We start from the raw sequence: 13,049 nt of genomic DNA, 5'->3' as shown, positions 1-13,049 counted from the left end.
CACGGTCGACACCGTGTGAAGTTCAAACCGTAACTATCTATCGATAGATTGCTGGACAATTAGAGGGGCGGACGGAGGCGTGTCAATCCTCTATCTATCGATAGAGCCGCAGTTCCCCGAGCTTTTTCTTTCGTTTAATCCTTCGAGACGGAGGAGCGAGCCAACGTTCATCCGTCTTGGAGGGGCTCGGAACCATGCCGAGACTGTCTTTCTCGATGCAGCCTCATGTCGGCTGCACAGGGGCCTCATTCGGTCACAGTCTTGTTCAAGGCGACCTTGGTCGGCTCTGCGCGCGGGTCGACAACCGAGCCCGGACGGGCGGTTGGGATGCCATCGATGATGACCTTGTCAGTGGCAACAAGGCCCGAGCGGACGACACGCAAGCCGTCGCGCAAGTCACCGAGCTCCACCGGCTTCGGCACGACCACATTCTTGTCGCTGACGGTCAGGACGATATGCGAGGACTGATCGGCAAGAACGGAAGCGTCGGGCACGAGGAGCGCCGGAGCCGGAGCGGTCAAGCCGATACGAACACGGGCAAACTGTCCAGGCGCCAGGAAGAGATCAGGGTTCTTGAACGTCGCGCGGGTATGGATCGTACCGCTCGAGCGGTCAACCGCGTTGTCGAGGAAGTTGAGTGAGCCCTGAAGGCCATAGTCGGTTTCGTCGCTCAGCGATGCCTCGACCTTGTTGTCGAGCGAGCCGGTCTGCTTTTGGCGCTGGCGCTGGAACGTCAGGTAATCCTGTTCGCTCATATCGAAGTCGAGATAGATCGGGTCGAGCGAGACGAGTGTTGCGAGCAACGTCGTCGGGCTGGCCGCAGCGCGACTGCCGGCAATCAGGCCACCGGTTGAGACCTGCCGAGCTCCGATACGGCCAGTGAAGGGTGCCCTCACCTTCGTATATTCGAGATCGAGCTGAGCGTTGCGGATCTGTGACTGTGCGTCGTCGATCGCGGCCTGCGCGGCATGTTGCTCGGAAACACGCTGATCGAGGATTTCTCGTGTCGAGGTGCCGGTCTTGAGGAGTGCCTGCACCCGATCCAGCTGGTTTGTTGCGAGGTTATACCGTGCCTTGGCCGATTCGAGCGCTGCGTTCGCCTGGGCAAGTTTGATCTCGTAGGGGCGGGGATCGATGGCAAACAGAAGATCACCCTTTTTGACGATCTGGCCGTCCTCGAAGTGGATCTCTGACAGCGTGCCGCCGACCTGGGCGCGGAGCTCGACCTTGTTGACGGCCGAGAACTGGCCAATCGCTCCAAGGCGTGTATCGACGTCGCGCTGCAGCGGGTTGCTGACGGTGACGGCCGCCAGTGGCGCGGCAGGAGCAACCGAAGCCTGCGAGGTCTCCTGGCTGAAGTAAGCGAACCCGCCCACGCCACCGGCGACAATCGCGGTGAGAAGGGGGAGCTGCCAGCGCAAGCCCTTGTGGCTACGTGCTTTATTGGAAACTGTGTTGTCGATCGGGGATCTCATAACAAAGTCGCTCATGATGTGTCTTCCTTTTGGTTTGATAGATATTTCGAAAGGGTCTTTATTTTTGGAGTAACTGCTCCTATAATCATCAATATGGCGAGAGGCCAAACCAAGTCAAGCGAATTTTGGAGTGAAAGCACCAAAAATGTTAGAGACACAAAAACGCGGCCGCGGTCGGCCGTCCACATTCGACCGTCCATCGGTGTTGCGCGAGGCGATGAAGCTGTTTTGGGAGAATGGCTACGAGGGCACGACCTTCGAGGAGCTCATCTCCAAGATGAGCATCAGCCCGTCGACATTTTATAACTCGTTCGGCAGCAAGGAGCGCCTTTACCGGGAGGCTACCGAGAACTTCATGGATTCCGCCCAGACGTGGATCCAGGGCGCGCTGTCGGAAGACGGAGCGACGACTCGGCAAGCATTTACCCATCTCCTGGAATCTGCTGCTGAACAGTTCACGCGCGAGGATTTGCCACGCGGCTGTATGGTTTCGCTGTCGGGTACACATCAGGCACCCGACCTCATGCCAATCCGTGACATGATGGTCGAGTATCGCGCGGCTTCCGAGGTCTATCTCACCGATCGCATCCGAAAGGGAATCAGGGAGGGAGATATGCCCGACACGATCGATGCCGAAGGGCTTGCCGCCTTCATCCACGTCATCATTCGCGGAATGGCCGTCCAGGCCCGCGATGGAGCAAGCCGCGCGAAGCTTGAGACTATCGGTCGCGTCGCGATGGAAGCCTGGCCGGAAGCAAGCAAGTTGGCGGCCTGACACGATCTCCGAGCTGGTTTGCACGCGGCGGACGTCGCGTGCTGTGCTCGCTCAGGCCACACGCCGAGGGGCGAGGGCCTATCAACATTGATGGTCAGCCTGACGGAGAATAACGGTCGTGCGCCTCGCCTGGGGCGCAGCCGGGCATACGCTGGCAACAATAGCCGACCTCGCTGGGCCGGGATCGAAGCCGGTCGGCGTCGCACCCGCCTGACGGGCGCAGCTGCTAGTCGACGGCCACGTGCGGCGGTGCGGCGCGTCCGGAGCCAAAGAGGTAAGCGCCAATCGCAGCGAGCTGAATCACAACCGACGCGACGAAAATGATCTCGTCCGACCAAAGCTCGCGGAAGAGGCCAAACACGGCGGGAGCAATGGCGTAGGCGCGCCCTGCGAGATGGCGACGATCAAGGCCACAGCCCGCGCAGCGTCTTCCTTAGAGAAATCAAGATTGGCGATCACCGGCGGAACGGAGATGGCATTGCCAACCCCGAGGCCGAAGAGCACGAGGCCGACGACGAGGAGGGCAGGGCTGCCTCCGTCGGCGACGAGCAGCACGCCGCATCCGAGCGCTTGTGCAATGAGACTGTAGGAGGCGATGGCGCGCCAGTTCGAGGTGCCCGATGCACGCCAGCCGACGGCTAGGCGGCCGACGACGGCGGCAACGCCGGACGCGCCGGCGGCAAGCCCGGCACCTTGTCTTCCGAGTGCTGGCGCCAACACCGACGAGATGCGCGACGAGCCCAGTTTGCGCGAACAAGGCCAGTGTCATTCCAATGCAGAACGTGAGGAAGGCTCGATCATGGAAAAGCCGAAGGGGCGCGGATGGGGCGACCGTTTGAACCGGCGCGCCGACTGGAAGAATTGAAGCGCTGAACGGGGCGCCGTCGGGCGCCTGGTTAAGGCCTCCGGTGATCGCGTCAGCACGAAGGCCGATAGCACGCCGAGCGTGGCTAGCATCCCGGCGCTGACCGAAAGCGCGGCGGCCGGAAACCCGATTGCGTCGATCAGAGCGACCCAGACCGGTGAGAAGATCACGCCTCCAACGCTGCCACCGTTGAAGGCGACACCGAGCGCTAACGGGCGTTTGGCGGCAAACCACGGGGAGACGATAGCGTTGATGGCAACAGCACCGCGAGCGGACCATCCTATACCGGACAAGAAGGCCGCTGCGTAAAGCAGCCACGGCGTGTTCGCCAGAGCCCAGCCCATGACACCGATCGCCGTGATAATGCCGCCGGCGAAGGTGCCGATCGGCAGTCCGAAGCGACGTTAAAGCTTCGGCAGGTTCGGAATGAGGGCAAGGCCAACCAGGAAATGCAGGGTTACGGCGCCTGAGATGAGCGCGATCGGCCAGCCTCGCGACTGGTGCACAACCTCCAGATAGACGGGTGGGCCATAAAAGCCGGTGCCCCAACCGAACACCGCGACAGTGAAAGCTGCGGTAACGACCCTCCAGCCAAAGAAGCCGGGCGTGGCGCTGATCGCGTCGACCATCTCCTCCACCGGCGGCTTGGCCGAATTTGTGTTGCGATTGGCCACGGCGATATCTCCTACGCGTCTGCATCCAAGCGTCGAGGGCCGCCGAAACGGCCCCCGAACAGGGCGTTAGTAAACAGTGTTGCCGTTTTTGGACGTCGTAGGGACGGGTGCGAACACGTCCCAATGCTCGACGAGCTTGCCGTTCTCGACTCGGAACATATCGATGCCAACATCGCCGTTCTCGCTGACCAAGCCGGTCCAGTGTGCGTGGACCGCAACCAGGTCGCCGTCGGCGAGAACGCGCCGGATATCACCTTTGGCGTTGGGGAACGCGGCCAAGAAGCCGTTGATGAAGGCCCGCAGTCCTTCGACGCCGTCCTCGGCGCCGGCAGTGTGCTGAATGTAGGTGTCGCCGACATGGCGGGCGATCGCGCCATCGACGTCACCGTCGAAATGCGCTTCCTTGTAGAATGCCAGGACAGTCTTCTTATTCTGTTCGGAAAGGCTCTCGGTTGTCATGTTTTCATTCCAATCTTGTCTTGCCGTCGGCGATCGCCGTTGCGGATGAATTCTTTTCGGGGAGGGGCGTGCCTAGGGATCAATTGCCAGCGCAAGGGCAGGGCCCATGTTGACAGCCTGGTATATTCAGCACGCGGCGCAGTGCCATGGGGGGCACAATGCGCCGCGTGGAGAACGTCCCCCGGCAATGCGACGGGAGACGTTTGACGCAGATCGCGTTCGTCTATTCGGTCACGGGCGGAATCTGTGCGTCGAACTTATTCTGCTGGACGATGTAGATTTCGCACGGCTGCTTGGAGACGCACGAAGTCGTATGGGCCTGCTTTCCGCGCTGATACCAGTAAGACCCCGGCCCGAGCTTCTCCGGGTTCTGCCCCGGCTGATAGTTTTCCAGCTGCCCCTTAATGACGACTGCATAATAGTCGTAGGTGTGGCTGTGGAGCTTGCTAACAAAACCCGGATCGAACCGGAAGAAGGCGCCGTGAGCACCCTTGGTCGCATCCCCCCAGACGTTGGAGAACTTGATGCCGGTCTTGGGATTAACACCCCTCGCGCCTGTGTCATTAAAAGAGAACGCGCTGGCCGGCTTGGTGACGGATTCGCCGCCGTAGGCCGGAGGATACGAAGAATCCTGCGCCTGTGCGGCCGTCGTGAATGCGAGCGTTGCCAATGCGGCGACCGCGAACAACTTTTTCATGGTATCTCTCCTGGGGTTCGTGCTGCCGATGAAGATTCGGTATCAGGCCGTCTTCTCGAGGGCCTCGATGAACTTCGCGGCGAGTTCGTGGTCCGACATCGGGTTCTGGGCCGTGATCAGCTCGCGATCGACAACGACAAATGAGGTGAAGTTGTCGGCGTTGATGACCTCGGCGCCGGCCGCCTCGAGGGCGTCGGGCATGTTGAAGATCAGCTTCTTGTGGAAGACGTTATCTTCCGCGTATTCCTCTTCGCTGCGCGAGAAGACGGTCATGCGATAGCCGGCATACTGCCACCCCTTGCCCAGTTCGCGCGCCTTCACCTCGTTGCCGTCGATCAGGGCCGCGCGAAACTCGCGCGCTTTGTCGAGTGCCGCCAAAACACTAATCGGGCCGTGGCAGATCGCGGCGGTCGGCTTGCTGGCGCCGTGGAAGTAGCGAAGCACTTCGCCCGCGTCGGGGTCCTGCATCACGTCGACGATAGGCGCGTGGCCACCCGGGAAGAAGACGCCGGCGAACCGTTCAAGTCCGGCATCGATCACAGAGCGGATCGTGCGGACGTCGTTCATCGAAGGATTGTTGTTGAAGAAATCGCGAGCCTTCGTCCGGGCCGCGTCGTCCTGCGCGAAGTAGATCAATGCATCGGAATCTTTGTCCATATGCGGTTTCTCGCCGGTCGGGGTGGCGAGGACGAAGTCGTAGCCAGCAGCGACGAGCGCCATCAGCGGAACCGCGGTTTCGTTGAGGAATTGGCCGATCGTGATCGTGCCGCCGCCTTTTGCTTCAAGCTCGGTCGCGTTCGAACCGATGACGAGAATGGTACCCTTGTTCATCTGAATCTCCAGTGGTCGAAAAATTGATGGTTCTTGCTTGCGCGTGGTGGTGCCGGATGGGCGCGCAAATCAACTCTGAGGGGCGCGCCAAGTCGGATGTTATTTGTCCTGCTGCGGCCCATGGGCGATGGGTCTATCTCAGGCGGTAGCCTTGGCGGCTTCGGCCATTCGGCGCACGGTCTCTTCGGTGGTCCACACCGCGCCGGCCATAAACCGCCAGTTGATCATGGCGGCGTCGAGACCCGAGCCTTCCTCATTCGCAGCGGCGGCGACGGCATCGCGCACCATCACGGTTTCGAAGCCGTCACGGATGAGGTTGCGCATGTGGTCTTCGAGGCAGAGGTTGGCTACCGGTCCCGCCATGACGACCGTCTCGATCTTTCGGCGGCGGAGCATATAGGCGAGATCGCTGGTGGGCGCGTAGGTGACGTGGCGCGACACGACTGTCGTATTCTCGTCTTCCATGTACGGCTTGAACCGGTCGGGAATGTCCGCACCGCTGCCCGGGAGATCGTGCGTGTGAAGCGGGCTCGCGCGCGCTACGACGTCACCGTGGAGAGCAAGGTCTTCCATGGGGCTCAGGTGGGTCTTGCCTTTGTGATCATGAGGGAAGAAGTAATGCGGTGACATGAATACCGGATAGCCGTGTTCCTTGGCGGCCTTCAGCAAGGTTTCAAGGTTGGCGTTCACGTTGTTCTTCTTCATCAACTCCTCGATCATGACGAAATATTTGCCGCCGTCCGTGAGGAAGTCGTTTTGGATATCGACAAGCACGAGCGCGGTCCGATCACCGCTGATTTCCATGTTGACCTTGTGTTCGAACAGCATTTGAAAGCTCCTTCCAATTTCGGGCGCCTCTGCGCGGTGTCGGTCCGTGGAATAGGTTTTAGCTACCTATCGATAGATAGCTAGATGAGGCGAATTCCGGAGTCAAGCTCTATCTATCGATAGACCGGCTTTCGGTAAATCCTGCTAAAATGCAATGGGTACCCCCAGGACCTCAAGCCCAAGGGCGCGATCCGGCTATCCATTTGGTAGACAGAGGATTTCCAGCTCATGATGAGGGACCATCTGACGGGCTCTGTCACGAGACCCTGGTGATACGACGCCAACCCTTGGCACTTCATTGTGCAGAAAGGGCATTCCGTTTCGTCACAACGCGCATAACCGGTATATCTATCGATCGATAGTTTACATGGATCCGCTGGCGATCCCGTGAGACCGCCGGAAATTTCGGTTCGCGATCACGTGAAGAGGAAATTCAAACTCAATGAGCACAACCATCAGGAAAGTCTTTCATCTGGCGGAGGCTTCCAATCTTCCGTCCATACTTGAGCACGGCTTGTTGAGTACCAGGCGCCTATTCGACCTAGCTTGCATTTCAGAAAAGGAGCGAACCGAGCGGCTCCGGGGGCACAGAAAAGAAAATCAGCAACTATCGCAATCGATCCTGATCAGGGATCAGAAGCCGATGCCTCCCTCCGCTCTCGAGCGGGCGCTCGAAGACGGTCTGACACCGGGAGACTGGTATGCGCTTCTTAACGATTTCGTTTTCTTCTGGCTCGATGAAAGCCGGATGGAGCGCCAGCGCCACGCATGTGGTGACCGCCCGCAGGTTCTGCTGACGTTCGACGCACCTACGCTGCTCGAAAAGTATGGCACTGACGCTTTTGTGTCCCCCATCAACAGCGGCAATGCCCGCCGAAAACCGGCGCGACGTGGACTGAGCACGTTGATGCCATACGGCACGTGGCTTGCCAACGGATGGCCTGCCGGAACGCGACACCGCCTCCCGGCAGAGCTCCTGTTCCGAAGCGCGATCCCCGTCCAGGCGCCTTACCTCGTGGAAATGCGCGACGTGTAAAGTTGGATAGATGCTTGCGCCGACGGAGGATCGCCGACTGTGGTAAACCTCTGCGCGCGGTCAGGCGTGCGTGACATCGGCATAGTATTGCGGGCTCTCGCGTCGGTCGAACATGCCGTAGTCGCGCACGATGCGGACGATGCGATGCCTGAGCGAGCCAATGCTCGCGAGAGGATCGACGTCGAACGCCTCTGCCGACCCACGGTCACGCCAAGAGGTGAGGAGCGCCAGTTTCCCCTCATTATAGATGCTGGCGAAGATATCATGGTCGAGCAATGCGGGGCCGTGTCGATCGAGCGCCAGGATGTCCACTAGGTTTCCGGGGACAGGGTCGCCGTTGGGCGAGATCTCGGTAAATGCAGCGAACTTGGCGTCGCCGATCTCCGTCTCATCCAGTCGCTGCTCGACCAGCTTCAATCCCTCCGGAGGCGTTGAATCGGACACGATCTCGCCCACACGAAGATGATAGTCCTTGAAAACCTCGTCACGACCGCGCCGCTGCGTTTCATGATGCTTTGCGACCGTACGCCATCGCACAACGGACTTCTCGTCGCGCCAGGTCGAATGCGAGAGGATCCAGCCCGGTCTGGACCTGCTCTCAAACCGTTCGTTGTCGATGAAACCGTCGATCGCCTCAAGGATCGGCTTCAGATTTTTGGCAAGCGCAAGGTAGAGCTCGAATTCGCTCGGTTTAGGATGGACCTCGAAGATGACGGAGAACATTTTGCTCGACCCATTTGCTTTGAGCTTCAGTTGGGAACAGACGTCGCTGTGCTGGCGGATCGCGCTCGGCCATTCTGTGATCAGACAGAGGCGCTCGCTATTCGAAATAGCCGACCGATTCGCTTAGCATAGTGTCCTATCGATAGATAGATTAAAGTTGTTGTTTTTTGTATGGCAAAACCCTACCTATCGAGAGATAGTCAACGGAGCAGACCTTATGAGTGATCTCGCTGCCGCCATCATGGACGCCGCGGAGCGGCGGATGCGGAGAGGCGGCTTCAACGGTTTCAGTTTTCGCGAGATCGCCGTCGACGTCGGCGTGAAGAGTTCGAGCGTGCACTACCACTTCCCAACCAAGGGAGACCTCGCTGCAGCGGTCATCAAGCGCTATACCGCCGAGAGCGCGGAGATGTTCGAGCGCGAACTCGCCAAAGAAGACAATCCAGTCAAAGTATGGGTGAAGGCGTTTCGCGGGACGCTGCACTCCCCGGACCGGATGTGCCCGTGCGCCGTCCTTGGTGCGTCGTCGGAAGACTTGCCTCCGGAGGTAGCGGCGGAGGTCAAGCGCTTCTTCAAAATGTGTCACGAAAAGATTGTCGAGCATGGACTGTCGCCGGACGAGGCATCGCAATTGCTTTCCACAATCACGGGCGCGTTGGTGGTCGCTAACGCGGTGAACGACTTCAGCGTCTACGACAACGCAACGCGCGAATTCGCCAAGAACAGGAAACCTGCTCCGGTGAAGGCCGCAGCGGGGCGCGCCAAGTAGACTTGTCGATCTACTGAAACGCGGAAGCTTCCCGAACCGAGACCCGGGTGATTCGCTTCCATTAGCGCGGCGGCATAAATTTCGCTGGCCAATCACGCCAAATTAGTCTATCTATCGATAGACAGGAGGATATCGTGATTGGAATGGCCGAGCGTCTGATGGATCTGGCAGAAGCGCGCATCCGCGATAAGGGCTATGCAGGGTTTAGTTTCCGCGATCTTGCAGCCGAAGCCGGTATCAGGAGCGCAAGCGTCCATCACCACTTTCCTACGAAGGCGAAGTTAGCGGCGGCTGTGGCTCACCGCTATGCGAAGCGATTCCTCGCGGCTGTTGAAGCAAAGCCTGACGAGAGCCCTGAGGATGCGATCAACACATATCGGGCAGCAGTCAGAAAGACGATCGAACACGACGGGCGCATGTGCCTCTGCGGCATTCTCGGCGCAGAGGCAGGTGCTCTGGCCCCGGAAGTGACGGCTGAGGTGCAATCGTTCTTCCGTCGCTGCATCGAAGATCTGGCGAACCGCGTCGGAGGTGCCGACGCGATGGCACGGGCTCACCACATCATTGCCGCGCTCGAAGGCGCAATGATTCTCGCCCGCGCCTACGGCGATATCGGCGCCTTCGACCAGGCGACGTCCGCGTTGAGCCCGTCGACAACGCAGCAGACCTGATGAACCCACGAACCCTCTTTTTTTTCCGAGCAACGCTTTCGTTGCGTGTCAAGCAGCGCCGCATGAGATTTCCTCACGATAATCGGCATCACGCAAACGGCGATCTCGAAGCACCTTCGATCGGCGCGCGATAAGCTGGGTGGCGCAAACAGCGGTCACGATGTCAAAGCGAGAAGGATCCGGTAAATCGTCTCGTTTGTTGAGCACACATATTGGCCTAGTCGGAGGGCTTGGTCTCCGTATGCGACGATAAGAAGGTTCACATGGAAATGTTGAAATCGAAACCGGATAGTAATACCTAATACCAAAGCGGTATTACGAGGTTTCGGCATGACGACGACAGTCACAGCAAAAGGGCAGGTCACCATCCCCTAAGCGGTTCGAGAATTGCTCGGGATTGTTCCCGGCAGCGAGGTCGATTTTCATCGGACCGCAGATGGTAGCGTGATACTGACAAGAGCCGACAGGAAGCAGCCCACCAGCCGCTTTCAAAAGCTTCGAGGACACGCCGGAGAGGGGCTTGATACAGACGCGATTATGGCGCTCACCCGTGGTGACGCGTGACGCTCATCGACACGAATGTCCTGCTCGATCTCGTGACCAATCACGGAACTTGGGCTGACTGGTCGATTGAGCAACTCGAAGCGGCCAATCTCGCCGGCCCGCTGCTGATCAACGATGTCGTTTATGCCGAACTTGCGGTCCGCTATGAGCGCATCGAGGAACTGGACGCGTTCATCGACGAGGGCGGACTGGTCGTCGCGCCGTTTCCGCGGGCGGCACTGTTTCTTGCCGAAAAGGCCTTCACGCGGTATCGCCGGGCCGGCGGCTCTCGGACGGGTGTCTTGCCGGATTTCTTCATCGGCGCGCATGCTGCGGTTCAGCAGCTTGCGCTGTTAACGCGAGACGTTGGTCGGTACCGGTCATACTTCCCAACTGTCGCGTTGATCTCGCCGGCTCAGTGATTTCACCGCGGGGAGAGGCAAGTCCGCAGCCCATGGCATGCCTGGCCTGCCCTTGAATTTTTAAGAACGGGGTCAGTTCGAATATCATCAAGGCGACCAAATGAGAACTGTCTGATCAGCCAATCATCGGGTGTGATGCCGTCATGCGAAAAAATATCCGAACCGGATAAAATTGTTCTCGAAAAACTCCTTCAGCGCAATCAAAATCCTATCGACTGAGAGCTGGCATGGAGGATGCCATTGAATAGGGGATCATCCGCCTTATCCATCAAGTTCGGAGGAGAAAATGGGCACATTCGATTGGAAGAAACTCTGGGCGTGGCTCGCGGAATGCGGTGCTGTCCACTGCATTTACGATGCGAGCGAAATACGTCCCACGGCTAAGTCGTCCGCTGACAAGAAAACGCTCCTCAGCAGACGCAGCTAGGCCTCACGCTGATATCATCCGCAATTCCGACACTCTTACCTGCAACGCGATCGCCGCCGTACGGCGACGTAGCGGTGGGGTGCGCATAAGCCATGAAAGGGCAACTATGTCGCAGCAGCTTACGGTGATAGCGCATCTAGTCACCCGGCCCGAGAAGATCGACGAGGCAAAGATGGCCATGCTGTCGTTGATCGAGAAGACCCGCTCAGAAGATGGGTGTCTCGACTACGATCTGCATCAGGACAACGACAATCCCATGAAATTTACATTCTACGAAATCTGGAAAAATCGCCAGGCGTGGGAAGAGCACATGGAGATGTCTTACCTGAGAGAATTCGTCGCCCGTGGAGACGAGTTCTTCGAGATCGAGCCCAAAATTCGTTTCATGACAATGATTTCCGGCAGGAGTTAATTCGCAACCTCAAATGTGGGAAGACGCAATAGCTTAGCGATCGCGTTCTGGGGATCAGCTAATTCGACGGCATCATGGATCCGCTCGAACCGGCGTGAGACGATCGGCTTTGTCCGGTGCTGGCGCCGGGCCCGTCGTGCCGCGTACGATTATATGCGGCGTGAGTAGAACGCGTTTCACCGGCTGACTATGATTGCTTATCAGGCTCATGAGCAGCTCGGCGCTTTCAAAGCCAAGATCGCGGCCAGCCGTATGCAGGCTCGTCAACGGCGGTGACAGCAAATCCATGAACCGAAGATCATTGATGCCGGTAAGTGAAATCTGTTTCGGGCAGGCGATCCCTGCAGACTTCAGAGCGATCAGGCACCCGACGGCGAGAAGGTCGTTAAAGGCCAGGACAGCGGTGCTTTTCAGCCCCGCGGCCAGCATCTGCCGCATGATGCGCTCACCTTCCGCGACGTCATAGGCTCGCGCTTCGATCACATCAAATCGGCAACCGGCGGCTTTTTCCAGTTGGGCGCCGGCTTTGAAGCCGGCAAGCCTGTTCTGAGCCGTTGATGCCGCCAATGGCGGGGTAATGTACACGATATCCCTGTGACCGAGCTCTAGCACGTGCTCCACCAACGCCTGGACACCTGCGATATCGTCCATCGCCACCGACGAAATAAGGCTGTGCCGCGGATCGCGAAGGACCGCCACGGTCGGTATACCCGATTTCAGGCACAGCTCGACCGACGGGTCGTTCAGCTCAAAACTCGCCACGATGAGACCGGCAACGTATTGGCCGCCCATACGCTCGATGATCGAGACCAATTTGTCCGCTTTATAGTCCGAGCTTGCGACAAAGGTTATATACCCGTCTTTCGCGACACGCTCTTCGATTGATGCAATGATCGGCCCGAACAAAGGGTCGCTGAGACTGGGAACGACAAGACCGATCGTTCCGGATTTCTGGGTGCGCAGACTTGAGGCCAGCGTATTGGGCTTGTAGCCGAGCTGCTGGGCGACCTTCTCGATTTTCTTGACGACCTTGCTCGAAATTCGATGACGGGACGTCGGGTTCAACGCACGCGAGGCAGTCGAAATATGCACGCCGGCACTGTTCGCAACGTCGACGATGGTGACGCGAGAGCGCTTCTTCTGATCATTGTCAGATGTACCAGTCATATTCCCGTCCAGTCACGTGCAAATGGCGCGTCATGAGCGCGAAAGGTAGTTGATCAAACCTTTGCGCACAAGGCGTGCACCGAGACGTCCCTTAGCCGTTGTGCATCGATTTCACAATGGCGCGCGCCAACAGCCGGCTCCCTGCGTTTATCTCGACTTCGCCCCGCGGGTAGCCAAGTGCGCCATCTCGGCTTGCATCCGTAGAAATGCCCATAGCCATTCAACTGACTGCACGGCGAAACCGTGTCGCCATTTCTGTGCACCGTTTTCGTTGG

Annotated in this window: 17 protein-coding genes; 7 read left to right on the top strand and 10 right to left on the bottom strand. The window is 58.7% G+C overall.

Annotated elements, in window-relative coordinates:
- Positions 1–245: 245 nt before the first annotated feature.
- Positions 246–1,490, bottom strand: coding sequence for an efflux RND transporter periplasmic adaptor subunit (locus G9X64_RS03565; protein WP_210259605.1), 1,245 nt, complete (start codon positions 1,488–1,490; stop codon positions 246–248).
- A gap of 187 nt (positions 1,491–1,677) precedes the next feature.
- Here G9X64_RS03565 and G9X64_RS03560 point away from each other — a divergent pair, with 187 nt between their 5' ends.
- Positions 1,678–2,250, top strand: coding sequence for a TetR/AcrR family transcriptional regulator (locus G9X64_RS03560; RefSeq protein ID WP_210259604.1), 573 nt, complete (start codon positions 1,678–1,680; stop codon positions 2,248–2,250).
- Positions 2,251–2,550: 300 nt separating this feature from the next.
- On the opposite strand, the gene G9X64_RS03555 is transcribed toward G9X64_RS03560, so the two are convergent.
- The 7 genes from G9X64_RS03555 to G9X64_RS03525 form a co-directional block, all read right to left on the bottom strand.
- Positions 2,551–2,970, bottom strand: coding sequence for a hypothetical protein (locus tag G9X64_RS03555; RefSeq protein ID WP_171375936.1), 420 nt, complete (start codon positions 2,968–2,970; stop codon positions 2,551–2,553).
- A 45-nt stretch (positions 2,971–3,015) separates the two neighbouring features.
- Positions 3,016–3,507 carry an MFS transporter gene (locus tag G9X64_RS03550; RefSeq protein ID WP_281360113.1) on the bottom strand — a complete coding sequence of 164 codons (492 nt, stop codon included), beginning with the start codon at positions 3,505–3,507 and terminating at the stop codon, positions 3,016–3,018.
- A gap of 12 nt (positions 3,508–3,519) precedes the next feature.
- On the bottom strand, positions 3,520–3,789 hold the full coding sequence (locus tag G9X64_RS03545; protein WP_171375934.1) for a hypothetical protein: 270 nt from the start codon (positions 3,787–3,789) through the stop codon (positions 3,520–3,522).
- Between the two features lie 66 nt (positions 3,790–3,855).
- Positions 3,856–4,248, bottom strand: a complete 393-nt coding sequence (locus tag G9X64_RS03540; RefSeq protein WP_171375933.1) for a nuclear transport factor 2 family protein — start codon at positions 4,246–4,248, stop codon at positions 3,856–3,858.
- Positions 4,249–4,471: 223 nt separating this feature from the next.
- Positions 4,472–4,945 carry a cupin domain-containing protein gene (locus G9X64_RS03535; RefSeq protein WP_171375932.1) on the bottom strand — a complete coding sequence of 158 codons (474 nt, stop codon included), beginning with the start codon at positions 4,943–4,945 and terminating at the stop codon, positions 4,472–4,474.
- 42 nt (positions 4,946–4,987) lie between these two features.
- Entirely contained in the window at positions 4,988–5,776 is a 789-nt protein-coding gene (locus G9X64_RS03530) for a type 1 glutamine amidotransferase domain-containing protein (RefSeq protein ID WP_171375931.1), read from the bottom strand.
- Between the two features lie 138 nt (positions 5,777–5,914).
- Positions 5,915–6,604 carry a cysteine hydrolase family protein gene (locus G9X64_RS03525; protein ID WP_171375930.1) on the bottom strand — a complete coding sequence of 230 codons (690 nt, stop codon included), beginning with the start codon at positions 6,602–6,604 and terminating at the stop codon, positions 5,915–5,917.
- A gap of 442 nt (positions 6,605–7,046) precedes the next feature.
- On the opposite strand from G9X64_RS03525, the gene G9X64_RS03520 reads away from it, so the two are divergent.
- A complete protein-coding gene (locus tag G9X64_RS03520) occupies positions 7,047–7,640 on the top strand; it encodes a DUF7002 family protein (RefSeq protein WP_171375929.1) in 594 nt (197 codons plus the stop codon).
- A 60-nt stretch (positions 7,641–7,700) separates the two neighbouring features.
- On the opposite strand, the gene G9X64_RS03515 is transcribed toward G9X64_RS03520, so the two are convergent.
- The gene (locus G9X64_RS03515; protein ID WP_171375928.1) at positions 7,701–8,363 is read right to left on the bottom strand and encodes an antibiotic biosynthesis monooxygenase family protein; all 663 of its coding nucleotides are present in this window, start codon (positions 8,361–8,363) and stop codon (positions 7,701–7,703) included.
- A gap of 217 nt (positions 8,364–8,580) precedes the next feature.
- Here G9X64_RS03515 and G9X64_RS03510 point away from each other — a divergent pair, with 217 nt between their 5' ends.
- The 5 genes from G9X64_RS03510 (at position 8,581) to G9X64_RS03495 (ending at position 11,607) form a co-directional block, all read left to right on the top strand.
- Entirely contained in the window at positions 8,581–9,132 is a 552-nt protein-coding gene (locus tag G9X64_RS03510; RefSeq protein WP_246270878.1) for a TetR/AcrR family transcriptional regulator, read from the top strand.
- A 143-nt stretch (positions 9,133–9,275) separates the two neighbouring features.
- Positions 9,276–9,803 (top strand): TetR/AcrR family transcriptional regulator, encoded by a 528-nt coding sequence (locus G9X64_RS03505; RefSeq protein WP_246270884.1) that lies wholly within the window; start codon positions 9,276–9,278, stop codon positions 9,801–9,803.
- Positions 9,804–10,190: 387 nt separating this feature from the next.
- Entirely contained in the window at positions 10,191–10,367 is a 177-nt protein-coding gene (locus G9X64_RS36340) for an AbrB family transcriptional regulator (protein ID WP_246270877.1), read from the top strand.
- Positions 10,364–10,768 carry a type II toxin-antitoxin system VapC family toxin gene (locus G9X64_RS03500; protein ID WP_171375927.1) on the top strand — a complete coding sequence of 135 codons (405 nt, stop codon included), beginning with the start codon at positions 10,364–10,366 and terminating at the stop codon, positions 10,766–10,768. Before G9X64_RS36340 ends, G9X64_RS03500 begins: the two co-directional genes overlap by 4 nt.
- Before the next feature lie 533 nt (positions 10,769–11,301).
- The gene (locus G9X64_RS03495; protein ID WP_171375926.1) at positions 11,302–11,607 is read left to right on the top strand and encodes a putative quinol monooxygenase; all 306 of its coding nucleotides are present in this window, start codon (positions 11,302–11,304) and stop codon (positions 11,605–11,607) included.
- A gap of 72 nt (positions 11,608–11,679) precedes the next feature.
- Here the strand turns inward: G9X64_RS03495 and G9X64_RS03490 are convergent, their stop codons facing one another.
- Positions 11,680–12,774 (bottom strand): LacI family DNA-binding transcriptional regulator, encoded by a 1,095-nt coding sequence (locus G9X64_RS03490; RefSeq protein WP_246270876.1) that lies wholly within the window; start codon positions 12,772–12,774, stop codon positions 11,680–11,682.
- Between the last annotated feature and the right edge of the window lie 275 nt (positions 12,775–13,049).

It is taken from the genome of Rhizobium sophorae (assembly GCF_013087515.1).
Lineage (GTDB): Bacteria > Pseudomonadota > Alphaproteobacteria > Rhizobiales > Rhizobiaceae > Rhizobium > Rhizobium sophorae.
This window is presented reverse-complemented; position numbering and strand designations above follow the sequence as displayed.